Origin of the sequence: Aliivibrio sp. S4MY1 (assembly GCF_028765545.1) — a bacterium.
In the GTDB taxonomy this organism is placed as follows: domain Bacteria; phylum Pseudomonadota; class Gammaproteobacteria; order Enterobacterales; family Vibrionaceae; genus Aliivibrio.
On record NZ_JARACP010000006.1, the window covers coordinates 206,785 to 233,585 of the forward strand.

The following is a 26,801-nucleotide window of genomic DNA, read 5'->3' on the forward strand; positions in this document are numbered from 1 at the left end:
TTTTACTCTTCCTTATTGTTATTTTCTTGTGCTGCTTTGCGAGCTTTAGCACGTGCAATAGCAGCAGCGACGGCTGCTTTTTTCGGGTCTACTTTTTCTTCAGGTTCTTGAATTTCAATATCTGCTTCAGTAGATGCTTCTGCTGTTTTCTCTGCTTGCGCCACTTTGCGGGCTTTAGCACGAGCAATGGCAGCAGCGACAGCCGCTTTTTTCGGGTCTACTTTTTCTTCAGGTTCTTGAATTTCAATATCTGCTTCGGTAGATGCTTCTGTTGTTTCCTCTGCTTGCGCCACTTTGCGAGCTTTAGCGCGAGCAATGGCAGCAGCGACAACCGCTTTTTTCGGGTCTACTTTTTCTTCAGAACCTTGAGTTTCAATATTCGGTTCAGTCGATGTTTCTGTTGTTTCTTCTGCTTGTGCCGCTTTGCGAGCTTTAGCGCGAGCAATGGCAGCTGCAACGGCATCTTTTTTACCTGAAGTCTCTGGAGCGTCTTGTGATTCTTGATTTTCAGTAGCAAGTTTGGCTTTTCTTTCTCGCGCTTGCTGTTTACGCTCTTCACGTAATTTCATCATCTCAGAGTTATCTGGCTCGTCAGAATTAGCTTTTGCGGCTTCTGCTTGTTTGGCTTTAGCACGAGCAATGGCAGCTGCAACTGCTGGTTTTGGTGCTGCAACACCTGACTCTGCAGCGGCTTTTTGCGCTTTTACTCTTGCGATAGCCGCTGCGATAGCATCGTTTCCTGAACTATCAGGCTTTTCTGCTTTCATTTCTTTACGACGATTTTCTGCAGCAAGCTTAAATTTGTTTTCACGCTCTAATTTATCACGCTCCATTCGAGCATTTTTTTCTTCAAATCGAACTTTTGCACGATCTGCTGACAATGCATCTTGCTTGCGAGCGTATATTTCAGACTTTGCTTGGCGATAATATTGTACTAATGGAATTTCACTTGGACAGACATACGCACAGGCACCACACTCAATACAATCAGATAAATTATATTCTTCACATTTATCAAACTCTTCTGATTTGGCATACCAGTACAGCTGTTGAGGCAGTAATGAAGAAGGACAAGCATCAGCACAGCTACTGCATCGAATACAGGCCATTTCATGATTATAAAGAGGGAGCTCTTTTCTATCTGGGGTAATAATGCAGTTGGTGATTTTAGTGATTGGGATCTGTTGATGAGGCAGAGTAAAGCCCATCAGTGAGCCTCCCATAATAATACGAGGGTGCTTTTTATCTGCGTTATAACCGACAATATCCATTAGATACTGAACATTTGTTCCTAAGCGAACCCAATAATTACCAGGGTTATCAATACTATTACCAGTAAGAGTAACAACACGCTCAATCAGAGGCTCTGCATTACAAATAGCACGTTTAACCGCAAAAATAGTGCCCACGTTTTGCATAATAACGCCAACATCAGTTGAGCGTCCGTTAGCGGGAACTTCTTTGCCAGTTAGAATCTTAACCAGTTGACGTGAACTGCCTGATGGGTACTTTGTTGGAATGACACGAATGAGAATATTATCGTGTTCTGACACTTCCGCATTGAGTACTTTTATTGCATCAGGCTTATTGTCCTCAATAGCAATAATGACTAATTTAGGCGTTAATATGTGCTGTAAGATTTTAATACCAGTAACGATTTCACTCGCATAATCTTGCATTAAACGATCATCAGCCGTGATGTATGGCTCACATTCCGCAGCATTGATGATTAAAATATCAGCTTTGCCGACACCACTCTGTAATTTACGGCTAGTAGGGAAGCCTGCGCCTCCCATACCTGAAATACCTGATTGACGAATACGCTCAATAAGATCGATAGGATCTTCATTTAAAAAATCAGTAATTGGTTCACGATTATCAAGCCATTGATCATTGCCATCGGTTTCTATAACAATACAAAGATCGGTTAAGCCTGATGGATGAGCGACTGTACGTGGTTCTATCGCGACAATTTTACCAGAGGTTGGGGCATGAATGGGCACACACATAGCAATATTACCTTGTGTGAGCGGTTGGCCTTTTAATACGCTTTGACCAACAGTAACAAGAATGTCACCTTTACCACCAATATGTTGCTTTAGTGGCAAGACTAACTCAGAAGGGAGTCCTGCTTGCTGAATTGCGTTACGTGTAGAGATAACTTTATTTTCAGCGGGATGGATACCACCATGAAAATCCCAAAGTTGACCCTGTTTAATTTTCTCGATAATGGACAACATGGGTTACTGCTCCGATGCTTGAGAAGGCTTATCTGCCGGAAGATTAACAACAGGGATACTTTGTAAGTCCCATTTCCAGTTATCAGGCGTTGTGCTGACAGGTATCATTTCAATACAGTCGGTTGGACATGGAGCAACACACAAATCACAGCCGGTACATTCGGCTTCAATAACGGTGTGTAATGCTTTTGTTCCTCCCACGATAGCGTCAACTGGGCAGGCTTGAATACACTTAGTACAACCAATGCACATGTCTTCATGAATGAAGGCTATTTTTTTTACATTCACAACATCATCGTCTGAGGTTGGAACATCAACTCCCATAAGATCGGCAAGCTTTTCGATCGTTGCTTGACCGCCGGGAGGACATTTATTGATGATGTCTCCATTAGCAATGGCTTCAGCATAAGGCTTACAGCCAGGGTAACCACATTGACCACATTGGGTTTGGGGAAGAATGGCATCAATCTGTTCAACAATCGGATCGGATTCAACTTTAAATTTGATTGACGCAAAGCCTAGTATCAAACCAAATACTAAGGCGAGTGCGGCAATAGCAATAACAGCAATAAGAATTGAACTCATGTTTATAATTTCACTAAACCAGTAAAGCCCATAAAGGCCAAAGACATTAAGCCTGCAGTGATCATAGCAATAGAAGCGCCTTTAAAAGGAAGGGGCACATCGGCTGCTGCAATTCGTTCACGCATAGCAGAAAAGAGAATGAGTACTAATGAAAAACCAACGGCTGCACCAAAACCATAAATAATAGACTCAATGAAATTATGATTTTCAGTGACATTAAGCAATGCAACACCAAGAACGGCACAGTTAGTCGTGATTAACGGAAGAAAAATACCAAGAACACGATATAAAGTAGGACTGGTTTTATGCACGACCATTTCGGTGAATTGAACAACAACGGCGATCACAAGTATGAAACTCATGGTTCGTAAATATTCGATGCCAAGAGGCGCTAAAATGTAGGTTTCAACAAGATACGAACATACTGAAGCGAGCGTTAGGACAAAAGTTGTCGCAAGCCCCATTCCAATTGCACTTTCCAGTTTTTTAGATACGCCCATAAATGGACAAAGACCTAAAAACTTAACCAGTACAAAGTTGTTCACTAAAACAGTACCAACAAGTAGTAACAGATACTCAGTCATGCCAATGATTTTTATGATAATAGATGATCTGGTTATTATCGGCCTTTAAGCGCGTGATAACAACCTTAGAAAGAATAGGTTTTTAAATTTTAGGTGAAAAATAGACAAAAAAAAGCCTCGTCATTTAGACAAGGCTTTAGAATTTGGCTCCCTTTGCTGGACTTGAACCAGCGACATACGGATTAACAGTCCGGCGTTCTACCAACTGAACTAAAAGGGAATCGTTGTACGGCAGTGATATTAGCTACTCAAAAATAAACTGTCAATAGCGATAGAAGAGAAAAAATCATTTGATCATTTTATCGACAGAAAGATTATTTTGCATAAAAATTTATTGACATCAACGCGAGACTATATTTATCAATGCTTGTGGGTAGTTATCCACTAAAACTGTGGATAAGTGTGTTAATGAAACTATATTAACTCTAGAAAAGCCAGATATATCGGGCTTCTCAAGGAGTAGTCTCTATTAGATAGCTTGCTTTGTATTCATTAAATCAATAACTTAAAAGAGGGTTGTTTTTTGATTATACAAATTGATTAATATTTAAACGCAAGGTGGTTTTTGGTGGTGTTCTGTCTATATTTTAATCGGTATTGGGGAAAACTTTTCTCATTAAAGAGTTTATATAAATCCGTAGATGGATTTGGTAGGGTATGCTCTTCTTAATATCATCGAGTCAATCTGGAGTGCTCATCATGGCTAATGCGTATGAATTAATTTCCAATTATCAGCCTGCAGGAGATCAGCCTGAAGCCATTAAAACCTTAAGTGAAGGGTTAGAGAATGGTTTAGCCCATCAAACCTTATTAGGGGTAACAGGTTCTGGTAAAACATTTACGTTAGCAAATGTGATTGCTCAATCAGGGCGACCAACAGTAATTATGGCTCATAATAAAACATTAGCCGCTCAACTGTATGGTGAAATGAAGGCATTTTTTCCAAATAATGCGGTGGAGTACTTTGTCTCTTATTTTGATTATTATCAGCCAGAAGCTTATGTACCAACAACAGATACCTTTATTGAAAAAGATTCTTCAGTAAATGAGCATATTGAGCAAATGCGTCTTTCTGCAACTAAAGCTCTTTTAGAGCGTAAAGATGCCATTATTATCGCTTCGGTTTCCGCTATTTATGGTCTTGGTGATCCTCAAGCGTATTTAAGCATGATGCTTCATTTGCGACGTGGCGATGTCGTTAACCAGAGAGACATCTTACGTCGTTTGGCTGAACTGCAATATAAACGTAACGACATGGCCTTTGAGCGCGGTACTTTTCGTGTTCGTGGTGAAGTTCTTGATGTTTTTCCTGCCGAATCTGAACATGAAGCTATTCGCATTGAATTATTTGATGATGAAGTAGAGCGTATTAGTAAATTTGATCCATTAACAGGTTCTATCATTACTAAAGATATGCCTCGTTGTACTATCTATCCTAAAACGCATTATGTAACACCAAGAGAAAAAGTATTAGAGGCCATTGAACAAATAAAGATAGATCTTGCTGTGCGTCAAAAAGAATTATTAGCGAATAATAAATTAGTAGAAGAGCAGCGTATTACGCAGCGAACTCAGTTTGATATTGAAATGATGAACGAGTTGGGTTTCTGCTCTGGTATTGAAAACTATTCACGTTATTTAAGCGGCCGTCCAGAAGGAGAAGCACCTCCGACCTTATTTGATTATCTTCCAGATGATGGATTATTAATTATCGATGAATCGCATATTACGGTTTCGCAAATTGGAGCCATGTATAAAGGCGACCGCTCGCGAAAAGAAAACTTAGTCGAGTACGGGTTCAGGCTTCCTTCTGCATTAGACAATCGACCTATGCGTTTTGATGAGTTTGAAGCATTGGCACCACAAACAATCTATGTATCAGCAACGCCGGGCAATTATGAAATTGAAAAATCTGGCGGTGAAATTGCGGAACAAGTAGTTCGCCCAACAGGTCTTCTTGACCCACTCATTGAAGTTCGCCCAGTAGCAACACAGGTAGATGATTTATTATCCGAAATACGACTTCGAACAAAAGTGGGTGAGCGAGTATTAGTGACTACTCTGACTAAGCGTATGGCGGAAGATTTAACTGAGTATCTAGATGAGCATGGCGTGAAGGTACGATATTTACACTCTGATATAGATACTGTTGAGCGAGTCGAGATCATTCGTGATTTGCGTTTAGGTAAGTTTGATGTGCTGGTTGGTATTAACTTGTTACGTGAAGGCTTAGATATGCCAGAAGTCTCTCTTGTTGCGATTCTAGATGCAGATAAAGAAGGCTTTTTACGTTCAGAGCGCTCGTTGATCCAAACGATTGGCCGTGCTGCTCGTAACTTAGAGGGCAAGGCGATTTTATATGCGGATAGAATCACAGGTTCAATGGAAAAAGCCATTGGAGAAACAGAAAGAAGACGGGAAAAACAAATTCTACATAACAAGGCGTTAGGTATTGTACCAACAGCACTGAAAAAAGACGTAGCGGATATTCTTGAACTTGGGGATATGACTAAGAATAAGCGTAAGGTGGTGGCACCGAAAATGAAGTTATCTGAGGTGGCTGAAGAAGGAGCGAATTACCTGTCAATGACACCACAGCAACTAGAAAAAGAAGTGCAAAAACTAGAAACTAAGATGTATCAACACGCAAAAGATCTGGAGTTTGAATTGGCCGCACAAGTAAGAGATGAAATAGATGTATTAAAAAAACAATTTATCTCAAATGGTTAGTGATAGTTTTGTAAATAGGGATTTTGGGCAAAAAAGAAGCCAACCGCAATGTCCCGGTTGGCTTTATTGTTCATGTGAAAGTAAATTTCACTAACAACGTCAGTTGGCTAGGTGACCCTTTGGCTTAAAGGGTCACTATACATATAGCAGGTAGCGTGCCAACTTTTTTAACAGCAAAAAGTGGACTCTCAGGTCTAAAAAATAAACAAAATAACTAAATTTTTGCATTTTGCGATTTGATATTCGCATTTTGAAATTGCATAATGCGAATATTGTGTTTTTTGTTACTTAATGGTGGCTCATGCTAAAGAAATATTTATTAATGGTTGAGGATACCGCTTCAGTAGCAGCTTTATATCGCTCTTACCTTAATCCCTTAGGTTTCGATATTGATGTTGTTGCTAAAGGGGGGGATGCTATTGTAAAAATTGAAGAAAGAACCCCTGATCTAGTTTTACTTGATTTGCGTTTGCCTGATATGACTGGCTTTGAAGTATTAACAGAGATTAGAAAAAACAGTAAAGATATTCCCGTGGTTTTAATGACTGCCCATGGTTCTATTGATGCTGCAGTTGAAGCAATGCAATTGGGCGCTCAGGATTTTTTAATTAAACCCTGTGAGGCCGACCGATTAAGGGTTACCGTAAATAACGCACTTCGACAAGCTCAAAAATACCAAGATGAAGCAAAAGGGAGTCCAAATAAAACCAATAAACAATATCAAGGTTTTATTGGGAGTAGCTCTCAAATGAATAAAGTGTACCGAACGATTGATTCTGCAGCTTCGAGTAAAGCGACTATTTTTATTACTGGTGAATCCGGTACAGGTAAAGAAGTGTGTGCAGAGGCCATTCATGCTGCAAGTAAGCGCTATGAAGGCCCTTTTATTGCGATAAACTGCGCGGCAATACCAAAAGACTTAATCGAAAGTGAGCTGTTTGGTCATGTTAAAGGAGCATTTACTGGTGCTTCCGTTGATCGAAAAGGGGCAGCAGAACAGGCCGATGGGGGGACACTTTTTTTAGACGAATTGTGTGAAATGGATTTGGATTTACAGACCAAACTATTACGTTTTATTCAAACAGGTACATTTCAAAAAGTAGGCTCTTCTAAAATGAGCCGAGTAGATGTTCGTTTTGTTTGTGCGACGAATAGAGATCCGTGGCTTGAAGTCCAAGAAGGGCGGTTTCGTGAAGACCTTTATTATCGACTTCATGTTATCCCACTGACTTTGCCACCGTTGCGTGATCGTGGCAATGATATTATAGAGATTGCCCACTCTATTCTTGGCCATTTTTCAAATGAAGAAGGACGTGAATTTATTACTTTTAGTCCAGAAGTCACTGAAAGGTTTTTGCATTATGATTGGCCTGGTAATGTCCGTCAGTTACAAAATGTCATTAGAAACGTAGTGGTATTAAATAGAGGTAAAGAAGTCGAACTATCGATGCTTCCACCACCATTGTCCATTGAGCCTAAGATTGGTTCAAATATTGCATCAGTAGAAGACATAAGTAGTGATCTGGCAGCGCATAATAATACGGAAAGTGCGCTTTATAGTCTTAGTGGGGATAGTCGTGATGGCATTGTTCCATTGTGGCAATCAGAAAAGAAGATCATTGAATCTGCAATTGTTCTATGTGATGGAAATATACCGCAGGCAGCTAAATGCTTAGAGGTCAGCCCATCAACGTTATATAGAAAATTACAATCATGGAATAAAAAATAACAGAGGACGCTACTGTGAGTCAGTATATAAATCAAATAGCGGTGAATCAATTAGTCCAAGAAGTTGGAGGTGAGAATGTTCCTTTTCTTTTTGGTATTTTTTGCGACGAGTTAGATGAGTTTATTGATACGCTTACTACTCAGCCTGAAATTGAGAAGGTAAGAGAGATAAGTCACTGCTTAAAAAGCAGCGCAGGTAGCTTTGGTGCTGATAAGCTGGCAATGATGGCTATTCATATTGAAGAGAAAGCAAAGACAGAGCAAAAAGAGTGGATCGAGCGCAATATCTCCGAATTTGTCAATATTGCGCGTGGAACTGAATTGGCTTATCGTGAATTATTAATGAAACAAGCGTATTAATCCAATAAGTTGATTATGGCTTGTTTTAGTTTATCTCTATCGTGTCGCCAGTCATGATTCAGCGACGCTAAATCTGTGGTTTTACAATCGTATTCTTGTTGTAATTCCACTAGTTCTTTATCGGTTAAGATGACGTCCACTTTTCTTCCTAAACAAGCACGCTCACACCATTCAAGCATCATCTTGTGATCCATTTTTCCTGCTGGGCCAAACTCTTTTGATAAGTTGTCAATAAAGACGACCTTCGCGGTATTATTTTCTCCAATAGCTTTGCCTAATCCAGTCAACAGCAGTGGTGGCATGATACTGGTTAAGAAACTTCCAGGACCTAATAAAATTAAATCAGCTTTTTTCACCGCCTCAATGGCTTCGAATGTAGCAGGAACTTCTGGGTCTAAAAAAAGACGTAAAGGAAGTTCACTCATCTCATCAATATTGGTTTCACCAGATATTTTACGTAAATCAGCCGTTAATGCGCCTAAATCAGACGGGTGTTCAGACATTGGTATTATTTGTGTTTCTACTTTTAGCATGTCACGAATAAGATTGATGGCATCTAAAGGGCGAACGCTAAGGTTATCTAATGCGGTGAGCATTAAATTTCCAAGATTATGACCGTGTAATTCACCTTGTCCTTTAAAGCGGTATTCAAACATCATTGAGCTGATAGATGGGTCAGTAATTAGCTGATTTATACAGTTACGGGTATCTCCCCATGCAATACCTCCTTGGCACTCTCTAATTCGGCCTGTTGAGCCACCATTATCTGTGGTGGCAACGATTCCCGTTGCATTTTTGCCAAAATCGCTTAATGCAGCAAGTACACGGCCTAAGCCATGCCCGCCTCCGATAGCAACAATTTGATGTTCATTCATAGCATTTACTTTATTCGAATTAGTATTACTTGCAGTGTCGTGGATCTAGAAAGTGAGGACAAGCAATCATTATGTAAATGTTGAATTAATCACAGTTTGAAGACTGAATAAGCGCATAAAAATAACATTTATCAAACAAAATAGAGAAATTTCGAAGAAATATGAAAAAAATTGGAAAACCACAGAAATATTGAGTATTTTAATAAGAGCGCCAACTTAATCATTAGCGATGGATTAATCTATCGTCTATTAGGTTTGGTTGCCATAACTCCGAGCTCAAGCTGCTAAGTTGTTTTTAAGAAGCACTCAATATGTAGCGTGAGCCAGTGACAATTCGGTCACAAGGGTTTGTTTGGAAATGAACAAGCCTCCCGTGTTTGGAAAGGTGTTCCGTGGCGAAACAATTCGAAGATAATTTTAATCGTAAGTTCTACTACTTGCGGTTGTCGATTACAGACGTCTGTAATTTTAAATGTACTTATTGTTTACCTGATGGTTATAGGCCTGAAAATGGTAGACGTGAGTCCTTCCTTGAGCTTGATGAAATCAAACGTACAGTAAGTGCGTTTGCTCGTTGTGGTACGTCAAAAGTACGTATAACAGGCGGAGAACCAAGTCTGCGTAAAGATTTTACTGAGATCATTCGTACCGTAGCCTCACAGCCAGGTATAACCAAAGTAGCCACTACGACTAATGGTTATCGTATGGAGAAGCATGTTGCTGAATGGCGAGAAGCAGGCCTTACAGATATTAATGTCAGTGTTGATAGTTTAAATCCTAATATGTTTTATCAGATCACAGGTGAAAATAAATTCGCCGACGTTATGGCTGGTATTGATAAGGCAATCGAAGTGGGCTTTAAGCAGGTAAAAGTTAATACTGTTCTACTTAAAGATCTTAATAGCACCGAATTACCTCTATTTTTAAAGTGGATTCAAACTCGTCCAATTCAATTACGTTTTATTGAATTAATGCAAACGGGTGAAATGAACGATCTATTTAAAAATCATCATCAGTCTGGTGTGTCTATTCGTAATCATTTAATTGCTAATAATTGGATATTGAAACCACGCGGTGAAAGTGATGGTCCTGCTCAAGTCTTTACTCACCCTGATTATATGGGTGAGATTGGTTTGATCATGCCGTATGAAAAAGATTTCTGCCAAAGCTGTAATCGATTACGTGTATCAGCAAAAGGCAAATTACATATGTGCTTGTTTGGTGATTATGGCGTCGATTTGCGTGAATTACTGCAAGAAGACGGACAACAAGATGAGTTAATTCAACGTATTCAAACTCAACTAGATAATAAAGCAGAAGGCCACTTTTTACATGATGGCCACGCTGGAATGACCCCACACTTAGCCTCTATTGGCGGATAATAAAGAAGAATTATGTCAAATTTTACTCATATTAATGCCTCTGGTGAGGCGAACATGGTTGATGTTTCAGCTAAACAAGAAACAGTGCGAGAAGCGCGTGCCGAAGCGTTTGTTCATATGGCTCCTGAAACGTTAAAACTGATTGTTTCAGGCTCTCACCATAAAGGTGATGTGTTTGCGACAGCTCGTATTGCTGGTATTCAAGCGGCTAAAAAAACATGGGATCTTATTCCACTGTGCCACCCATTACTGCTAACTAAAGTTGAAGTTCAGCTTGAAGCGATTGAAGCAGAAAACATGGTTCGTATTGAATCTGTGTGTAAATTAGCGGGTAAAACAGGCGTTGAGATGGAAGCATTAACAGCGGCATCGGTTGCTGCATTAACCATCTATGATATGTGTAAAGCGGTTCAAAAAGACATGGTTATTGGTCAGGTTCGTTTATTAGAAAAGACGGGCGGTAAATCTGGACATTTTAAGGCAGACGCATGATTACAGTATTATTTTTCGCACAAACAAAAGAGTTAGTAGGTACTGACAAACTTGAGTTAACAGGCGATTACGCAACTGCCGAACAGATCCGTGAAGAGTTAAGTAAAAAAGAAGGCAAATGGGATTTAGCGCTAGAGAAAGGCAAATTATTGGTTGCTATTAATCAAACGATTTCAAGTTTAGATTCAGCGGTTGCTGACGGTGATGAGATTGCTTTCTTCCCTCCAGTGACTGGTGGTTAATATGATTTCAGTTCAAGAACATGATTTTAATGTTGGAGATGAATATCAATTATTAGCAGAAGGAACAGCTGCAGGTGCAGTGGTTACTTTTATTGGTAAAGTTCGAGACATGAACCTTGGTGATGATGTGACAGGGCTGTCTCTAGAGCATTACCCAGGAATGACCGAAAAGTCTCTTAACGATATTGTTGCACAAGCTAAAGCACGTTGGCCATTACTTAAAGTAAAGGTGATTCACCGAGTAGGTGACTTAGAACTTGGTGATCAAATTGTCTTTGTTGGTGTATCAAGTGCCCATCGCGGTGCTGCATTTGATTCGTGTGAATTCATTATGGATTACTTAAAAACAAATGCACCGTTCTGGAAAAAAGAACGAACAACAAAAGAAGTGCGTTGGGTTGAATCAAGAGACACAGATAAATCAGCGGCGCAGCGTTGGGAAAAGTAATTCTTTAATAGTAAAAGAATAAAGAATAAAAAAGGGAAGAGAGCATATGCTGTCTTCCCTTTTTCTATTTAGCTTGTGCTAGTAGAGTACGTGCTTGTTATTTATTATAAATACCAAACTGTTCCATAGCGTAAGCAACACGAGCTTCAGGTGTTGGGTAAGGGACGGTTTCTTCCAAGCTCTCAATATGTTTTAAGCGAGGTAGTAGTCCTGTACCATTCGCTATTTGAATCGCTAAACCTGGGCGAGCATTAAGTTCAAGTACCATTGGACCATAAACTTTATCTAAAACCATATCCGTTCCCATATAGCCAAGGCCTGTCATTTCCCATGCACTTGATGCAAGAGTCAGCAGTTTATGCCAATGTGGAACCTCTAAAGTATTCAATAGTTTGCCCGTATCAGGGTGCTTTTCAACAGGTAAGTCAAACTGTACAGCGCGTACAGCTTTACCTGTACCAATATCGATCCCTACACCAACCGCACCTTGGTGTAGGTTAGCTTTACCATCAGAGTCAGTGGTTGATAAACGCATCATCGCCATGACAGGGTAGCCTTTAAATACAATAATTCGTACATCAGGCACGCCTTCGTAACTGAAGCCATCAAACACATTGTCAAATTGGATCAAATTTTCAATCATTGCCACGTCATTTTTTCCACCAAGGGAGAAAAGGCCTGCCAATGTATTGGTAATATGACGTTCAACATCTTGCTTATTTGCTTCTGCGCCAGAAGGCTTGTAATACACACCATCTTTATGAGAGGTAATAACTAAAATACCTTTACCACCACTGCCTTGAGCTGGTTTGATAACAAACCCAGGCCAATCTTTAACGATATCGTGAATGTTTTTTACTTCAGCTTGGCTATCAATCACACCGATAAGTTTAGGCACTGTTGCCCCTGCTTTTTCGGCAATGATTTTTGTTTTTAACTTATCATCAACTAATGGGTACTTGCTACGATCATTGTAACGGCCTATGTAGCTGCCGTTACGCTGATTCATTCCCATGATCCCTTTAGCTTTTAGTTTTGACGGAGACGTAAATCTACTAAACATAAGTTAGTCCTCCGCTAAAGGCTTAAAGCGACGAAGCTCACTTAAACGGTAACCCGTGTAGTTACCAAGCATTAGGATAACCGCTAGGATAATCAGCTGAACACCAATAAAGTTAAATGTTAAGTGCTGTACAAACGGGTTTGTCATTGCGATATAAATCAAAATTGCAGTTAACAATGAACCACCACCTTGTGTCGCCACTTCTTTCCAGCCTTCTTCTTCCCAAAGGATAGACATACGTTCAACCGTCCAAGATAGAATAATCATAGGGAAGAAAGTAATACTTAACCCAGCGGTTAAACCAATCTTAAAGGCAACAATCGTAAAGATTGATATGATCATAATGACGGTGATTATCACCGCGGAGATCCTTGCTACCAGAAGTAGGTTGAGTTTAGATAAGTAGCTACGAATAACCAAACCAGTACCAACAATTAGTAAGAAACCAACAATACCAGTGACTAGCTGAGTTTGTACAAAAGCAACAGCAATAAGTACTGGCATGAAAGTACCAGAGGTTTTTAAACCGACAATAACTCGTAAGAAAACAACCATTAACGCACCAATAGGAATAAGCATGATGGTTTTAAACATCGACTGCTCTTCAAGAGGTAAGCTATGGATAGAGAAGTTTAATAGGTTATCAGCTTCTACTTTTTTCTCGGTTGCCGCTGTTGGTGATATTTCTTGTGCAATCATTGAGAAGTTAATTTGGCTGTTTTTACCGCCAACAACATCTAATAGAGAGACATTGGTTTCATCCCAAAGCAGTAAGTTCGTAGGTTGTCCTTGCTCACCAGTCTCAGGATTGAATAGTTGCCACTTTTCACCATTCCATACTTCAATCATGTGTTGTACAGATTGGCGACGACGCCCATCTTCTAACCAAAGAGCACCTACGATTTTATTATGAATCGCTTCGTAGCTTAATAATTTAGAAACGGCTTGGACTTTGGTTAAGTCATTTAGAAGTAAAGAGGCATTTTGATTATCAGGATCATTAAATTGCTTAATTAGTTCACGAGTTAGTGTGATGTCATCAGAAGAACGAGCTCTTGCTTGATCTAATAATGATATAGCCGCAGCTTCGTGTGGTCCCTCAAAAGTAACCGCTTCTGGTTTCTCTGATTTAGGTGGCTCAATAGTCGCTTCTGCGAATGGGTCAACTAAAATTTGAGTCTTATAATAAAGGGTTTGTGGCCCGTCGGCTTGGCGAATAGTCCATTCGGCACGGCGTCCATGCTCTGTCGTTAAATAAGCAATACCGTAGCCTGGAGAAGATGCACTCTCATCGACAATAGTAAAGCCGGCTTGGTTTTGTGGGGCAGCCATAGATACTTTTACTGGTTTATTGACTGCATCAAATTGAATTCGGGCTTCTACATCCCAAACTTGGCTTCTTTCACCGGGCGTCCAAGGTACTCCGTATGAGTCATGGCGTAACCAACTTAATGTAAGCCCCGCGACAATTAATAGTGAAATAAGAAAATAAAAAGGCACTCTTGATGGCATAACGTCCTCGTTGTAATAGCATATCGAAAAGATAATTATAATTGTAATTCAAGCGGCAAATTATGCTACTAACATATTGAATAAATTACCGCTTATTTGAGGTAGGAGCTATTTTTTGCTTTGAACAAACTCTTTACTGACGTCAATAACAGCAATATCTTGTATAAACTCACGACCAAGTAAAACAGAATGAGTCATGTGAGATCGGTCAGCAAGAGTAAACTGAACTTTTTCATGGATTGCCCCAAGTTTGATCCAAAGTTCAACAACCGGGCGACGTTCTGCTTCTTCTGTGGTTGATTGACGAATTTTAACGTTACGAATCACCGGTGCAGTGATCCACTCTAGTTTTCCATCTGCTTGCGTATCTTGGTTGATTAGATGGAATCGTACCCATTGAGTACCATTTCGTTCAAACTCTTGAAGATCAACGGCATTAAGAGAAGAGGTTGTTGCCCCTGTATCAATACGAGCAGTAAATTGCTGCTTAATATCAGCAATTTCAACATTTTCAATCGCACCTAAAATTAAGGTGTCTTTCAATGATTGAGTTTGCATAGACACAGGAACTGGTGCTAGGCGAGCTTTTTTAGAGGTGGCTTGCTTAATGCTCGCTTGTATTTTGGTTTGCTCAGATCGAACTATTGATAGCTCTTCTGATACATTCGACAGTTCTTTTTCTAATGTCGAAATGTAGTCATTTTGCGTCTCAATCTTTGTTTCCATACCATCTAAACGAGTGTTTAGATTGGTTTCCATAGACTTAATGGCTGCAACTGTTTCTGTATTATCTGAAGCAATTGGTGCTGCTTGTTGGGTTAGAGCACAGCCAGAAAGGCTTAAAATAGCAACCAGTGGTAAAATTCGTTGGATCATTTGATGTTCCGTTGATTTAAATTAACATGGAGATAATAACGATAATAAATAGAGGCGAATAGCCCCTAAATGTTAGCGTTTAGTCAGGTTTTTTTGCAATTAAGATCGCACGCTTAGGAGCAGGGTGGCCTTCAATTGTTTTTGTTGAGTCATTTGGGTCTAGATATTCAGGTAATGAATTGTGTTTCATCCATTCTGTTGAACGCTGCTCGCCAGTAGTTGTGACACATTCATCTACAATTTTCACATCAACAAAGCCAACGCTTTCAAGCCAGACTTTTAATGCCCGAGCCGATGGGAAGAAATAAACATTACGCATTTGCGCATAACGATCGACTGGCATTAATACCGCGTTTTCATCACCATCAATAACCAGTGTTTCTAATACTAATTCACCACCAGCAACTAATTGGTTTTTTAATTGAATTAGATGATCTAATGGAGAACGACGGTGATAAAGAACGCCCATACTAAATACAGTATCAAACGCATTTAATTCAGGAAGTTGTTCAATCCCTAATGGTAATAGGTGAGCACGTTGGTCATTACCCATTAACTTACGGATAGCTTCAAATTGAATTAAAAATAGATGCGATGGATCGATACCTACGCATAGGCGAGCTTCTTCACCAAGCATACGCCACATATGATATCCGTTACCACAACCAACATCTAACACTGAGCGATTTTTTAGTGGTGTAATGTGAGGCAGCAAACGATCCCACTTCCAGTCTGAGCGCCACTCGGTATCAATGTGGATATCGTGAACTGTAAAAGGCCCTTTACGCCAAGGGTGGAATGCTTGTAATAAGTTTTCTAATTTTTTACGCTGTCCATCAGCTAAAGGCGTATTATTTGATAACGTTACTGACGTTTTTAAATCAATGTTATCCGCACATCCTTCAGGGATTTTTTTAAGTGCTTTTGTCCAGCGCTCAATATCACCATGCTCTGCATTTTGCCAATCAGTTAATTGCTGAGGAAGTGTATTCAACCACGGTTGAAGGATAGTATCTTGAGATATAAGAGTATAAAAATTAGCAAAATTAATCATTGAAGTATCTTAAATTAATAAATAAGTAAAAAAATAAAGGCAATATTTTGATTATTTTATGGCAAACATAGAGCCGAAATTGAAGCATTGGAACCAAACTTCCGCACTCTTAAAACCAATATCATTAAAGCGCTGTTTATGAGTTTCAATGGTATCTGGCAGCATGACATGTTCGATAGCACTGCGTTTTTGGCTGATCTCTAGTTCACTGTAGCCATTTGCACGTTTGAAATCATGGTGCAAGTCGATAAGTAACTCGTTCGCGCTTTCATCTTCAAATATGTATTTCTCAGATAAGATAAGAATACCGCCAGGTCGTAAACCGGCATAAATTTTTTCAAGTAAAGCACGACGATCGATTGGCGCTAAAAACTGTAAGGTGAAGTTAAGAACAACAACAGATGCATCTTGAATATCAACATCTCGAATATCTGCTTCAATAATAGTCACTGGTGTGTCAGAGCGATAGGCATTAATAAGTAAACGACAACGTTCAACCATGGCTGAAGAGTTATCAACTCCAATAATTTGGCAGCCTTCTTGATTAATATGGCGGCGCATAGAAAGGGTTGCCGCCCCTAATGAACACCCTAAATCGTACACATTTGAATGAGGTTTCGCATAACGTTCAGCAAGCATTCCGATCGCGGAAATAATGTTACTATAGCCCGGGATTGAACGTTGGATCATATCTGGAAAAACTTCAGCAACACGTTCATCAAACGTGAAGTCACCAATTTTATCAATTGGGGCGGAAAATATTGTATCAGGGTTAGCCATGGGGTTCTCACAAAGGCAGTTTTTACATCCATACTTACATCATACAATTCTAGGTAAATATTGGTGTACTACTTACCTAGAATGGCATTTTCTGCGCGCTCCTGCGCATTTAGGTCGCTATTGTAGTTAATTCTTATCTTAATGTCTTTAGGGCTGTGAACATTGAAAGTGAACTTTTTTTTCACCTTGCTATGTCGTTAAAGGGATTTTCCTTTATAATGCTGCTATATTTTTGCGTTTCGCTTATTAATTCAGCAAGGTAGCTGTTTTATTCGTCATTTTAGCAAGCGTAAATCGGTTTATGAAAAATGCAGTGAGTCTTTTTACTGCATTTACTATTGATATATATATTAGATTGGGAAAATCATCATGCGCACCCATTACTGTGGTAACCTGAACAAGTCCCTTGCAGGGCAAACTGTAGAACTTTGCGGCTGGGTAAACCGTCGCCGTGATTTAGGCGGTCTTATCTTTATTGATATGCGAGATCGTGAAGGTATCGTTCAGGTAGTTGTTGACCCAGATATGAAAGATATCTTTTCAATCGCTAACCAACTGCGTAATGAGTTCTGTATCAAATTTACTGGTGAAGTACGTGTTCGTCCTGACAGCCAAGTAAATAAAGACATGGCTACGGGTGAAGTTGAACTTTACGCGACAGGTCTTGAGATCATCAACCGTTCAGAAGCGCTTCCATTGGATTTCAACCAAACGAACTCAGAAGAACAACGCCTGAAGTACCGCTACATTGATTTACGCCGTCCAGAAATGAGTGACCGCATCAAGTTACGTGCTCGCGCATCTAGCTTCGTTCGTCGTTTCTTAGATGAGAACTTGTTCTTAGATATCGAAACACCAGTACTAACAAAAGCGACACCAGAAGGTGCTCGTGATTATCTAGTACCAAGCCGTGTTCATAAAGGTAGCTTCTACGCACTTCCACAATCACCACAGTTGTTTAAGCAACTTCTGATGATGTCTGGTTTTGACCGTTACTACCAAATCGTTAAATGTTTCCGTGATGAAGATTTACGTGCTGACCGTCAACCTGAGTTCACTCAAATCGATATCGAAACGTCTTTCTTATCATCGACTCAAGTTCGTGAAATCACAGAGCGTCTAGTTCATGATATGTGGAAAGAGCTATTAGATATTGAGCTTGGTCAATTCCCAATCATGCCATTCTCTGAAGCGATCCGTCGTTTTGGTTCTGATAAGCCAGATCTACGTAACCCATTAGAATTAGTTGACGTTGCTGATCTTCTTAAAGAGGTTGAATTCCAAGTATTCTCTGGCCCTGCTAACGATGAAAAAGGCCGTGTAGCGGTTATTCGTGTTCCTGGTGGCGCATCGCTTTCTCGTAAGCAAATTGATGAATACGGTAAATTCGTAGGTATCTACGGTGCGAAAGGTCTAGCTTGGATGAAAGTGAACGATCGCGCTGCTGGCTTTGAAGGTGTTCAATCACCTGTTGCTAAGTTCCTAAGCGAAGATATCGTAAACAGCATTTTAGAGCGTACTGAAGCAGAGACTGGCGACATTATTCTATTTGGTGCGGATAAAGCAGGCATCGTAGCAGAAGCAATGGGCGCTTTACGTATTAAACTAGGTGATGATCTTGAGCTTACAGATAAGAAAGCTTGGGCTCCACTTTGGGTTATTGATTTCCCAATGTTTGAAGAAGATGGCGAAGGTAACTTGCACGCAATGCATCACCCATTCACCTCTCCTTTAGGTGTTACCGCTGAAGAGCTTAAAGCAAACCCAGCAGCCGCTAATTCTGATGCGTATGACATGGTTATCAATGGCTATGAAGTGGGTGGTGGTTCTGTTCGTATCCACAATGCTGAAATGCAAACTGCAGTATTTGGCATTCTAGGTATTGAAGAGAAAGAGCAACAAGAGAAATTCGGTTTCTTACTTGAAGCGCTTAAATACGGTACGCCGCCACATGCAGGTCTTGCATTCGGTCTTGACCGTTTAGCTATGCTTCTTTGTGGAACTGAAAACATCCGTGATGTTATCGCATTCCCGAAAACAACAGCAGCAGCGTGTCTACTAACGAACGCACCAAGCCTTGCTAATCCTGAGTCTCTTACTGAGCTATCGATTGCAGTAAAACTTGCTGAGAAAAAAGACGCTTAATTAAGTTTTCTTTATTCTTAAAAATGCCCGCATTATGCGGGCATTTTTGTATCTGCTATAACTAAAATGAGAAAGTAGTATATTACTAATACCTTGAGTTTAGAGGGATACCTCGCTAATATACATGTATAAATAATCAGTGGTTTTACTATGTCTATCATTTTAGGGATCGATCCCGGCTCTCGCATTACTGGCTACGGTGTTATTCGTCAAAATGGCCGACACCTGCAATATTTAGGTAGCGGTTGTATCCGTATGTCAGAAAAAGAGCTTCCTGGTCGTTTAAAACAAATTTATGCAGGTGTTTCTGAAATTATTACTCAATTTCAGCCTGATGTGTTCGCAATCGAACAAGTTTTTATGTCTAAAAATGCCGACTCAGCCTTAAAGTTAGGCCAAGCGAGAGGCAGTGCAATTGTTGCCGCAGTAAATGCAGATTTACCGGTTTATGAATATGCTGCAAGATTAATTAAGCAAGCAGTAACAGGAACGGGTGGTGCAGATAAAGCACAAGTTCAACATATGGTAATGAGTATGCTAAAACTGCCAGCAAAACCACAAGCCGATGCCGCCGATGGGCTAGGGGTTGCGATTTGTCATGCGAATACTAATAAAACCTTAATAGCCTTGGCTGGCAAAGCAACGAGTGCTCGACGTGGGAGATATCGCTAGAGTCTGTCAAATTCTCATTTCTTTTACTGGATATCTATCCAGTTCTTTATTACTATTCGATGTAGTTAATTTATTTTAAAGAGTATCTATTGTGATCGGACGTCTTCGTGGAAATCTATTAGAAAAACAACCACCCGAATTATTAATTGAAGTAAGTGGTATTGGCTATGAAGTCCAAATGCCAATGAGTTGTTTTTATGAGTTACCTGAGATTGGCACTGAAGCGATCATCTATATTCACTATGTAGTACGTGAAGATGCTCAATTGTTATATGGCTTTAATACAAAAAAAGAACGAGCTTTATTTAGAGAAGTTATTAAAGCGAATGGCGTTGGTCCTAAACTTGGCCTTGCTATTCTATCTGGAATGACAGCATCCCAATTTGTACAAAGTGTCGAGCGTGAAGATATTTCGACATTAGTAAAATTGCCAGGTGTTGGCAAGAAAACAGCAGAGCGTTTAGTGGTTGAAATGAAAGACCGTTTGAAAGGGTGGGGTGCTGGTGATTTATTTACTCCAGCAACTGATGCTGCGCCAATGGACGATGGTTCTAATCTAATTTCTTCTCCTCAAAGTGCACAAGATGAAGCCGTAAGTGCATTGATATCTCTTGGTTATAAGCCAGTACAAGCATCTAAAATTGTTTCTCAAATAGCTAAACCGGATATGACAAGCGAAGCATTAATTCGTGAATCATTGAAGTCGATGATCTAATTATTTTCATTATTCTTTACTACTATTTATTTATTGAATCGCTGAGTGCCATTTTATGATTGAAGCTGATCGCCTTATTGCTGCTGATAACCCTGTTTTTCGTGAAGAAGAAGTCATCGATCGAGCGATACGTCCGAAGAAATTAGAAGACTATCGAGGTCAAGACCATGTTCGCAGCCAGATGGAAATTTTCATTAAAGCAGCACAAATGCGTAATGAACCACTCGATCATTTACTTATTTTTGGTCCTCCAGGCTTAGGTAAGACAACATTAGCGAATATCGTTGCTAATGAAATGGAAGTGAATATTCGTACAACTTCAGGCCCTGTTCTTGAAAAAGCAGGAGACTTAGCTGCGCTTCTAACAAATCTAGAAGAAAATGATATTTTATTTATTGATGAGATCCACCGGTTAAGCCCTGTGGTTGAAGAAATACTGTATCCGGCAATGGAAGATTACCAATTAGATATTATGATTGGTGAAGGCCCTGCAGCACGTTCAATCAAAATTGATTTACCCCCTTTTACTTTAATTGGTGCAACCACCAGAGCGGGATCATTAACGTCACCATTACGTGATCGTTTTGGTATTGTTCAACGTTTAGAGTATTACAAAGTCGATGATCTTCAATATATTGTTCAGCGTAGTGCTGATTGCCTGAATTTATCAATGGAATCTGAAGGCGCTCTTGAAGTTGCCCGTCGTGCTCGTGGTACACCACGTATTGCCAATCGATTGTTACGTCGAGTACGAGATTATGCAGATGTAATGAGTGATAGCCATATCTCTTCAGATATTGCAGACAAAGCATTGAATATGCTTGATGTAGATGTTCGAGGTTTTGATTATATGGACAGAAAGTTACTTTTAGCCATTATGGAAAAATTTGATGGTGGTCCAGTTGGTCTTGATAATATTGCTGCAGCTATTGGTGAAGAAAGAGATACGATTGAAGATGTCATCGAACCTTACTTAATTCAACAAGGTTACTTACAACGAACACCAAGAGGGAGAATCGTTTCTGAGCGTGCATACCTACATTTTGGAATTGATAAACCAGATAAATAGATCAATATTTACTATTCATATTTTGTAATACCCTATTAATAAAAAACTCAGTAGAATGGAAGCGGGTGATCAAAATCATCCGCTTTTTCGTATAAGAAATGTGGAAAGTGTGAAAAATAGCCAGTTATGTAAATTTTGATGTAATTAACTTACAAAAAATGGACAAACCTTTTGAAAGAAAGCATTTTTACTATTAATATTAGCAGGTTCTATATTAGGTTAAGCTTAACATTAAGCTAACGGTTTTTATACAATCATGTAACACTTTATGGTTATTAATACGGTTACAAATATTAAAGCCCATATAAAGTATTACGCTCACCCAAAAGTGTGGAAGCACTGTGTCATTCAGCCTGACACAAAGGAGTTCTCATGATCACTGATGTAGTGGAGTTATCGCGATTGCAGTTTGCAATGACAGCGATGTATCACTTCCTATTCGTTCCCCTGACTTTAGGTATGGCCTTCTTACTGGCTATCATGGAGTCTTTATATGTAATGACAGACAAACAAATCTATAAGGACATGACAAAGTTCTGGGGTAAATTGTTTGGTATTAACTTTGCGTTAGGTGTTGCTACAGGCCTAACCATGGAGTTCCAGTTTGGTACTAACTGGGCTTATTATTCTCACTATGTTGGTGATATCTTCGGTGCGCCTCTTGCCATCGAAGCATTAATGGCCTTTTTCTTAGAATCTACTTTTGTGGGTTTATTCTTCTTTGGTTGGGATCGTTTATCAAAACGTCAGCACCTTACAGTAACGTGGTTAGTTGCTTTAGGTTCTAACTTCTCAGCGCTTTGGATTCTAGTGGCTAACGGTTGGATGCAAAACCCAGTAGGTGCAGAATTTAACTTTGAAACAATGCGTATGGAAATGGTGAGCTTCGCTGAAGTTGTACTAAACCCGGTAGCACAAGTTAAATTCGTACATACGGTAGCTTCGGGTTATACCTGTGGTGCAATGTTTGTTCTTGGTGTAAGTTCTTACTACCTACTTAAAGGTCGTGATATTGCATTTGCACGTCGTTCATTTGCTATTGCAGCTTCTTTTGGTATGGCATCAATTTTATCTGTAATGGTACTTGGTGATGAATCTGGCTATGAGCTAGGTGAAGTTCAACAAGTGAAACTTGCAGCGATTGAAGCAGAATGGCACACAGAAGAAGCACCTGCAGCATTTACGGTTATTGGTTTACCAAATCAAGAAACAATGGAAACGGATTACGCAATTAAGATCCCATATGTTATGGGTATTATTGCGACGCGTTCATTAGATAAGCAGGTAACTGGTTTACGCGATCTTAAAGACCAACACGAACTTCGTATTCGTAACGGTATGGTTGCTTACGGTTTACTTGAAAAACTACGTAATGGTGAGAAAACACCAGAAAACATCGCTGCGTTTGATGACGTTAAGCATGACTTAGGCTATGGCTTATTGCTTAAACGTTATACTGACAAAGTAGTTGATGCGTCTGAAGAGCAAATTAAAGCCGCTGCGGATGATTCAATTCCAACAGTATGGCCGTTGTTCTTCTCATTCCGTATCATGGTTGCGTGTGGTGTAGCTATGCTACTTATCTTTGGTTTTGCTTTTGTTCAGACTTGTCGTCAAAAGATTGGTCAAAAACAATGGTTACTTAAAGCAGCGCTATTTGGTATGCCACTACCATGGATTGCGATTGAAGCTGGTTGGTTCGTTGCAGAATATGGCCGTCAACCATGGGCTGTTGGTGAAATCTTACCAGTTCACGTAGCTGCATCAGCATTGACAGCAACAGAGATCTTAATCTCAATGGCTGCAATCATTGGCTTATACACGATATTCTTGATTGCTGAAGTTTACCTAATGGTGAAATTCGCGCGTAAAGGTCCAAGCAGCCTAAAAACAGGTCGCTACCACTTTGAGAAAGACGGTCAAGATTCAGAAGCGAAATTAACTCGCCAAGTAGAAGTATAAAAACGGAGATTTGAGCAATGTTTGATTATGAAGTATTGCGATTTGTTTGGTGGGCATTGATCGGTGTATTACTGATTGGTTTCGCTGTAACAGATGGTTTCGATATGGGTGTTGGTGCACTAGTACCTGTTATCGGAAAAACAGATTCAGAACGTCGAGTTATGATTAACTCAATTGCCCCACACTGGGATGGTAACCAAGTATGGTTAATCACTGCCGGTGGTGCATTATTTGCTGCATGGCCATTAGTATATGCTGCGTCATTCTCAGGTTTTTACCTAGCAATGATCGTAACATTAGCAGCATTATGGTTCCGTCCAGTAGGGTTTGATTACCGTTCTAAAATTGAAGATAAACGCTGGCGTTCAGCGTGGGATGCTGCAATCTTTATCGGTAGCTTTGTTCCACCAGTGATCTTTGGTGTTGCGTTTGGTAATTTACTTCAAGGTGTACCATTCGAGTTAAACAACCTAATGATGCTGAGTTATCATGGTGGTTTCTTTGAGTTGTTAAACCCATTTGCATTGCTTTGTGGTTTAGTGAGTTCAGCAATGTTCATTACTCAAGGTGCAACATGGCTACAGATGAAAACAACAGAAGAGCTTCATACTCGTTCTCGTAATGTAGCAATGATTTGTAGCGTTGCTGTTATCGTTCTGTTTGTTATCGCGGGCTTCTGGGCTCAAAGCATTGAAGGTTATGTGATTACAACGGTTCTTGACCACAATGCAGCCTCTGATCCGCTAAATAAAGAAGTGGTTCGTGAAGTGGGTGCGCTATTCAATAATTATAATGAATATCCACTGCTTTGGATTGCGCCAGCACTCGCTGTGATTATGCCTATCGTTACTATTATTGCTTCTCGTGCAAATATTGGTGGTCTAGCATTCTTAAGTTCTAGCTTGACGAACGCGGGTGTTATTTTAACGTCTGGTTTCGCATTGTTCCCATTCGTAATGCCATCGAGCTTTAACCCAGATCATGGTCTAACTATGTGGGATGCAACATCAAGTGAATTGACGCTGCGATTAATGACTTATGTTGCTATCGTCATGGTGCCAATTATTCTTGCTTATACCATTTGGACGTACTACAAAATGTTTGGTCGTCTTGATTCTAAATTCATTGAAGAGAACAAAACGTCTCTTTACTAAGGAGTATTTATTATGTGGTATTTCGCATGGATCCTAGGTGTGCTACTAGCATGTTCATTTGCAATCATTAATGCACTTTGGTTAGAGCATTCAGAAATGATGGATAAAGACAGTGAGTAATCTCGCTGACAAAATAGACAGCGTTCACAGCCCAATCAACAATATCGTTGTACGATTATTGTTGGTTGCGGCTGCGGTATTTCACATGGCAATGCTGATGTGGGAACCAAGGGTGTATTCTGAGCAAATTGGCGGATTTAGTGGCTTATTAGCCCCAAGCTTAATTTATTCAGTGTGTACTGCATTCATTTTTGCTGTGGGTTTTATTCCTCATAAATGGATTTGGAAGCTGATATTTAGTCCGTATTTTTCAATAGCAATATTAGGTTACTTTAGTTATTTATATTTTTTCTAAAGTGATAAACCGATAAAAGTTTGTGTATTGGAACAGCATACTAAGCAGTTTGTTACTTATTTAAGTATCAAACTGCTTTTTTTTTGATGATATAGCCTAAAATTCTTATTTGTTATAGTGGTGCTAATAAAAAATCGGTTATAGTTAGCAACGGATTTTTCAATAAGAAAAGAGAAAAATGTAATGGATAACAACACGTTTGAATGGCCTATCACTATTTATTATGAAGACACAGACGCTGGCGGAGTTGTATATCATTCTAACTATTTAAAGTTTTTTGAACGAGCACGAACGGAATTATTGCGCCATCATGGTGTCTCTCAACAAGTACTGTTAAAGCAATCGATAGGATTTGTTGTAAAAAGTATTAATATTGATTTCATTCAAGCTGCACGATTAGACGAACAGCTCAAAGTTGAAACATCTATAACAGAATTTAAAAAAGTATCGCTAACCTTTTGTCAGTTATTGGTTAATTCTGAAGGGAAGGTATTGTGCAAAGCTACGGTTAAGGTAGCCTGTATTGATAACTCAAAGATGAAACCAACAGCGATTCCATCATTTATACTATCGGAGATAACTTGTGACAGGTGAACTATCAATTCTCGATCTATTTCTACAAGCTAGTTTATTAGTTAAGATCGTGATGCTTATTCTATTAGGTTTGTCGGTAACATCATGGGCCATGATCTTCAAGCGCTCAAAAATTTTAGCTGTTGCTCGTATTGACGCAGAACGTTTCGAAGATAAATTCTGGTCAGGAATGGATTTGTCACAGCTGTTTAATGAAGTGAAAGTTCGTAAAGACCGAATCAGTGGTACTGAAAAAATCTTCTATTCTGGTTTTAATGAGTTTGCTCGCTTATCTCGAGTGAGTTCATCATCTGAAGCGGTAATGGATGGAACATCTAGAGCTATGCGCGTTACGGTTTCGCGAGAAGTAGACGGTCTTGAAACCAACTTACCTTTTCTTGCAACCGTTGGTTCTATAACACCATACATAGGTTTATTTGGTACCGTATGGGGTATCATGCATGCATTTATTGCGCTAGGTGCAGTAAAGCAAGCGACACTAGCAATGGTTGCTCCAGGTATTGCTGAAGCATTGGTTGCAACAGCCATGGGTTTATTTGCTGCGATTCCAGCGGTTATTGCCTACAACAGACTTAGTGTTAAAGTGGGTAAGTTAGAGCATAACTACGCTGCTTTTATGGATGAGTTCTCAAGCATTTTACATCGTCAAGCAATGGCAAGTCAGGAGAAATAATGTCTGGCTATCAACCAAAGAAAAGAAAATTAACGGCTGAAATTAATGTGGTTCCCTACATTGATGTCATGTTGGTGTTATTAATTATCTTTATGGTAACGGCTCCGTTTGTCACTCAAGGGGTAGATGTTGAATTACCAGAGATGAGTAACACAAAATCGGCGCAAGCGATGGCGGGTGAAGATCCTAATGCAACATTTATCATTGTTGAAATTGATAAAGATGGAAACCTTGGCTTAAGTGTTGATAATCAAGAAGTTCGTCGTCCTATGTCAATGCAAGAGATGATCACTAATGTGAAAGCAGAGCTGAGCATTAAGCCTAATTCACCCGTTGCGGTAGGTGGGGACGCTAGCACGCCATATGCAGAGATTGTTTTAGTTCTTGATGAATTAAGCCGTGCTGGGGTGAGTAAAGTTGGATTACTTACCGATCTCAAGGAATAGAAGTG

General features: G+C 39.7%; 27 protein-coding genes, 1 tRNA gene and 1 riboswitch. Of the genes, 18 read left to right on the forward strand and 10 right to left on the reverse strand.

Translation table 11 applies throughout. The features are described 5' to 3' along the window. Positions 1-2 precede the first annotated feature (2 nt). The 4 genes from rsxC to PVK71_RS08860 form a co-directional block, all read right to left on the reverse strand. On the reverse strand, positions 3-2,240 hold the full coding sequence (rsxC, locus tag PVK71_RS08845; protein WP_274418061.1) for an electron transport complex subunit RsxC: 2,238 nt from the start codon (positions 2,238-2,240) through the stop codon (positions 3-5). Between the two features lie 3 nt (positions 2,241-2,243). Continuing rightward, positions 2,244-2,825 (reverse strand): electron transport complex subunit RsxB, encoded by a 582-nt coding sequence (gene rsxB / locus PVK71_RS08850; RefSeq protein ID WP_130048422.1) that lies wholly within the window; start codon positions 2,823-2,825, stop codon positions 2,244-2,246. A gap of 2 nt (positions 2,826-2,827) precedes the next feature. Beyond that, positions 2,828-3,409 carry an electron transport complex subunit RsxA gene (gene rsxA, locus PVK71_RS08855; RefSeq protein ID WP_065591551.1) on the reverse strand — a complete coding sequence of 194 codons (582 nt, stop codon included), beginning with the start codon at positions 3,407-3,409 and terminating at the stop codon, positions 2,828-2,830. 144 nt (positions 3,410-3,553) lie between these two features. Further along, positions 3,554-3,629, reverse strand: a tRNA-Asn gene (locus tag PVK71_RS08860). Positions 3,630-4,108: 479 nt separating this feature from the next. Between PVK71_RS08860 and uvrB the strand changes: the two genes are divergently transcribed. From uvrB to PVK71_RS08875, 3 genes are all read left to right on the forward strand, one after another. Further along, positions 4,109-6,139 (forward strand): excinuclease ABC subunit UvrB, encoded by a 2,031-nt coding sequence (uvrB, locus tag PVK71_RS08865; RefSeq protein ID WP_274418063.1) that lies wholly within the window; start codon positions 4,109-4,111, stop codon positions 6,137-6,139. A 301-nt stretch (positions 6,140-6,440) separates the two neighbouring features. Then, complete coding sequence (gene luxO, locus PVK71_RS08870; protein WP_274418064.1) at positions 6,441-7,868, forward strand: quorum-sensing sigma-54 dependent transcriptional regulator LuxO; 1,428 nt, start codon at positions 6,441-6,443, stop codon at positions 7,866-7,868. A 14-nt stretch (positions 7,869-7,882) separates the two neighbouring features. Next, positions 7,883-8,227 (forward strand): Hpt domain-containing protein, encoded by a 345-nt coding sequence (locus PVK71_RS08875; RefSeq protein ID WP_130048425.1) that lies wholly within the window; start codon positions 7,883-7,885, stop codon positions 8,225-8,227. Here the strand turns inward: PVK71_RS08875 and yvcK are convergent. Beyond that, the gene (gene yvcK / locus PVK71_RS08880; protein ID WP_130048426.1) at positions 8,224-9,102 is read right to left on the reverse strand and encodes a uridine diphosphate-N-acetylglucosamine-binding protein YvcK; all 879 of its coding nucleotides are present in this window, start codon (positions 9,100-9,102) and stop codon (positions 8,224-8,226) included. The genes PVK71_RS08875 and yvcK overlap by 4 nt on opposite strands. A 256-nt stretch (positions 9,103-9,358) precedes the next feature. Continuing rightward, positions 9,359-9,506: riboswitch (molybdenum cofactor riboswitch) on the forward strand. Here yvcK and moaA point away from each other — a divergent pair. The 4 genes from moaA to moaE all read left to right on the forward strand — a co-directional run bounded on the left by moaA (position 9,495) and on the right by moaE (position 11,666). Continuing rightward, positions 9,495-10,484: a GTP 3',8-cyclase MoaA gene (moaA, locus tag PVK71_RS08885; RefSeq protein ID WP_274418065.1), complete on the forward strand. Its 990-nt coding sequence runs from the start codon at positions 9,495-9,497 to the stop codon at positions 10,482-10,484. Its footprint overlaps the riboswitch before it by 12 nt. Before the next feature lie 12 nt (positions 10,485-10,496). Continuing rightward, the gene (gene moaC / locus PVK71_RS08890) at positions 10,497-10,976 is read left to right on the forward strand and encodes a cyclic pyranopterin monophosphate synthase MoaC (RefSeq protein ID WP_060990564.1); all 480 of its coding nucleotides are present in this window, start codon (positions 10,497-10,499) and stop codon (positions 10,974-10,976) included. Beyond that, a complete protein-coding gene (gene moaD, locus PVK71_RS08895) occupies positions 10,973-11,218 on the forward strand; it encodes a molybdopterin synthase sulfur carrier subunit (RefSeq protein ID WP_274418066.1) in 246 nt (81 codons plus the stop codon). Before moaC ends, moaD begins: the two co-directional genes overlap by 4 nt. A gap of 1 nt (position 11,219) precedes the next feature. Next, positions 11,220-11,666, forward strand: coding sequence for a molybdopterin synthase catalytic subunit MoaE (moaE, locus tag PVK71_RS08900; protein ID WP_045101690.1), 447 nt, complete (start codon positions 11,220-11,222; stop codon positions 11,664-11,666). Positions 11,667-11,763: 97 nt separating this feature from the next. Here moaE and PVK71_RS08905 read toward each other — a convergent pair whose 3' ends face one another. The 5 genes from PVK71_RS08905 to cmoA form a co-directional block, all read right to left on the reverse strand. After that, positions 11,764-12,729: an alpha-L-glutamate ligase-like protein gene (locus PVK71_RS08905; RefSeq protein WP_274418068.1), complete on the reverse strand. Its 966-nt coding sequence runs from the start codon at positions 12,727-12,729 to the stop codon at positions 11,764-11,766. A 3-nt stretch (positions 12,730-12,732) separates the two neighbouring features. After that, positions 12,733-14,241: an inactive transglutaminase family protein gene (locus tag PVK71_RS08910; protein ID WP_274418070.1), complete on the reverse strand. Its 1,509-nt coding sequence runs from the start codon at positions 14,239-14,241 to the stop codon at positions 12,733-12,735. Between the two features lie 108 nt (positions 14,242-14,349). After that, the gene (locus tag PVK71_RS08915) at positions 14,350-15,117 is read right to left on the reverse strand and encodes an ATP-dependent zinc protease (protein ID WP_274418072.1); all 768 of its coding nucleotides are present in this window, start codon (positions 15,115-15,117) and stop codon (positions 14,350-14,352) included. Between the two features lie 79 nt (positions 15,118-15,196). Beyond that, positions 15,197-16,171 (reverse strand): tRNA 5-methoxyuridine(34)/uridine 5-oxyacetic acid(34) synthase CmoB, encoded by a 975-nt coding sequence (gene cmoB / locus PVK71_RS08920; RefSeq protein WP_130086680.1) that lies wholly within the window; start codon positions 16,169-16,171, stop codon positions 15,197-15,199. 51 nt (positions 16,172-16,222) lie between these two features. Continuing rightward, on the reverse strand, positions 16,223-16,951 hold the full coding sequence (gene cmoA, locus PVK71_RS08925) for a carboxy-S-adenosyl-L-methionine synthase CmoA (protein ID WP_130048431.1): 729 nt from the start codon (positions 16,949-16,951) through the stop codon (positions 16,223-16,225). Positions 16,952-17,320: 369 nt separating this feature from the next. Between cmoA and aspS the strand changes: the two genes are divergently transcribed. The 11 genes from aspS to tolR all read left to right on the forward strand — a co-directional run bounded on the left by aspS (position 17,321) and on the right by tolR (position 26,796). Further along, on the forward strand, positions 17,321-19,096 hold the full coding sequence (aspS, locus tag PVK71_RS08930; RefSeq protein ID WP_274418074.1) for an aspartate--tRNA ligase: 1,776 nt from the start codon (positions 17,321-17,323) through the stop codon (positions 19,094-19,096). 150 nt (positions 19,097-19,246) lie between these two features. Then, entirely contained in the window at positions 19,247-19,768 is a 522-nt protein-coding gene (gene ruvC / locus PVK71_RS08935) for a crossover junction endodeoxyribonuclease RuvC (protein WP_045101697.1), read from the forward strand. Between the two features lie 91 nt (positions 19,769-19,859). Then, the gene (ruvA, locus tag PVK71_RS08940; protein ID WP_130086682.1) at positions 19,860-20,483 is read left to right on the forward strand and encodes a Holliday junction branch migration protein RuvA; all 624 of its coding nucleotides are present in this window, start codon (positions 19,860-19,862) and stop codon (positions 20,481-20,483) included. 55 nt (positions 20,484-20,538) lie between these two features. Further along, complete coding sequence (ruvB, locus tag PVK71_RS08945; protein ID WP_274418075.1) at positions 20,539-21,552, forward strand: Holliday junction branch migration DNA helicase RuvB; 1,014 nt, start codon at positions 20,539-20,541, stop codon at positions 21,550-21,552. Between the two features lie 375 nt (positions 21,553-21,927). Then, positions 21,928-23,514 (forward strand): cytochrome ubiquinol oxidase subunit I, encoded by a 1,587-nt coding sequence (cydA, locus tag PVK71_RS08950; RefSeq protein WP_274418117.1) that lies wholly within the window; start codon positions 21,928-21,930, stop codon positions 23,512-23,514. Between the two features lie 17 nt (positions 23,515-23,531). After that, positions 23,532-24,668, forward strand: coding sequence for a cytochrome d ubiquinol oxidase subunit II (cydB, locus tag PVK71_RS08955; protein ID WP_151653002.1), 1,137 nt, complete (start codon positions 23,532-23,534; stop codon positions 24,666-24,668). A 12-nt stretch (positions 24,669-24,680) separates the two neighbouring features. Further along, a complete protein-coding gene (cydX, locus tag PVK71_RS08960; RefSeq protein ID WP_012550467.1) occupies positions 24,681-24,788 on the forward strand; it encodes a cytochrome bd-I oxidase subunit CydX in 108 nt (35 codons plus the stop codon). Continuing rightward, positions 24,781-25,083: a cyd operon YbgE family protein gene (locus PVK71_RS08965; RefSeq protein ID WP_274418077.1), complete on the forward strand. Its 303-nt coding sequence runs from the start codon at positions 24,781-24,783 to the stop codon at positions 25,081-25,083. Before cydX ends, PVK71_RS08965 begins: the two co-directional genes overlap by 8 nt. A 183-nt stretch (positions 25,084-25,266) precedes the next feature. After that, the gene (gene ybgC, locus PVK71_RS08970) at positions 25,267-25,677 is read left to right on the forward strand and encodes a tol-pal system-associated acyl-CoA thioesterase (protein ID WP_130043244.1); all 411 of its coding nucleotides are present in this window, start codon (positions 25,267-25,269) and stop codon (positions 25,675-25,677) included. After that, entirely contained in the window at positions 25,667-26,350 is a 684-nt protein-coding gene (gene tolQ / locus PVK71_RS08975; RefSeq protein ID WP_130043245.1) for a protein TolQ, read from the forward strand. Before ybgC ends, tolQ begins: the two co-directional genes overlap by 11 nt. Continuing rightward, entirely contained in the window at positions 26,350-26,796 is a 447-nt protein-coding gene (gene tolR, locus PVK71_RS08980) for a protein TolR (RefSeq protein ID WP_130043246.1), read from the forward strand. The genes tolQ and tolR overlap by 1 nt, the downstream gene beginning before the upstream one ends. Positions 26,797-26,801: the final 5 nt, after the last annotated feature.

Excerpts from the sequence above, each read along its gene's own strand:
- rsxC (WP_274418061.1), bottom strand. The coding sequence starts at position 2,240 with ATGTTGTCCATTATCGAGAAAATTAAACAGGGTCAACTTTGGGATTTT.
- rsxB (WP_130048422.1), bottom strand. The coding sequence starts at position 2,825 with ATGAGTTCAATTCTTATTGCTGTTATTGCTATTGCCGCACTCGCCTTA.
- rsxA (WP_065591551.1), bottom strand. The coding sequence starts at position 3,409 with ATGACTGAGTATCTGTTACTACTTGTTGGTACTGTTTTAGTGAACAAC.
- uvrB (WP_274418063.1), top strand. The coding sequence starts at position 4,109 with ATGGCTAATGCGTATGAATTAATTTCCAATTATCAGCCTGCAGGAGAT.
- luxO (WP_274418064.1), top strand. The coding sequence starts at position 6,441 with ATGCTAAAGAAATATTTATTAATGGTTGAGGATACCGCTTCAGTAGCA.
- yvcK (WP_130048426.1), bottom strand. The coding sequence starts at position 9,102 with ATGAATGAACATCAAATTGTTGCTATCGGAGGCGGGCATGGCTTAGGC.
- moaC (WP_060990564.1), top strand. The coding sequence starts at position 10,497 with ATGTCAAATTTTACTCATATTAATGCCTCTGGTGAGGCGAACATGGTT.
- moaD (WP_274418066.1), top strand. The coding sequence starts at position 10,973 with ATGATTACAGTATTATTTTTCGCACAAACAAAAGAGTTAGTAGGTACT.
- moaE (WP_045101690.1), top strand. The coding sequence starts at position 11,220 with ATGATTTCAGTTCAAGAACATGATTTTAATGTTGGAGATGAATATCAA.
- PVK71_RS08905 (WP_274418068.1), bottom strand. The coding sequence starts at position 12,729 with ATGTTTAGTAGATTTACGTCTCCGTCAAAACTAAAAGCTAAAGGGATC.
- PVK71_RS08910 (WP_274418070.1), bottom strand. The coding sequence starts at position 14,241 with ATGCCATCAAGAGTGCCTTTTTATTTTCTTATTTCACTATTAATTGTC.
- PVK71_RS08915 (WP_274418072.1), bottom strand. The coding sequence starts at position 15,117 with ATGATCCAACGAATTTTACCACTGGTTGCTATTTTAAGCCTTTCTGGC.
- cmoB (WP_130086680.1), bottom strand. The coding sequence starts at position 16,171 with ATGATTAATTTTGCTAATTTTTATACTCTTATATCTCAAGATACTATC.
- cmoA (WP_130048431.1), bottom strand. The coding sequence starts at position 16,951 with ATGGCTAACCCTGATACAATATTTTCCGCCCCAATTGATAAAATTGGT.
- aspS (WP_274418074.1), top strand. The coding sequence starts at position 17,321 with ATGCGCACCCATTACTGTGGTAACCTGAACAAGTCCCTTGCAGGGCAA.
- ruvC (WP_045101697.1), top strand. The coding sequence starts at position 19,247 with ATGTCTATCATTTTAGGGATCGATCCCGGCTCTCGCATTACTGGCTAC.
- ruvB (WP_274418075.1), top strand. The coding sequence starts at position 20,539 with ATGATTGAAGCTGATCGCCTTATTGCTGCTGATAACCCTGTTTTTCGT.
- cydB (WP_151653002.1), top strand. The coding sequence starts at position 23,532 with ATGTTTGATTATGAAGTATTGCGATTTGTTTGGTGGGCATTGATCGGT.
- cydX (WP_012550467.1), top strand. The coding sequence starts at position 24,681 with ATGTGGTATTTCGCATGGATCCTAGGTGTGCTACTAGCATGTTCATTT.
- ybgC (WP_130043244.1), top strand. The coding sequence starts at position 25,267 with ATGGATAACAACACGTTTGAATGGCCTATCACTATTTATTATGAAGAC.
- tolR (WP_130043246.1), top strand. The coding sequence starts at position 26,350 with ATGTCTGGCTATCAACCAAAGAAAAGAAAATTAACGGCTGAAATTAAT.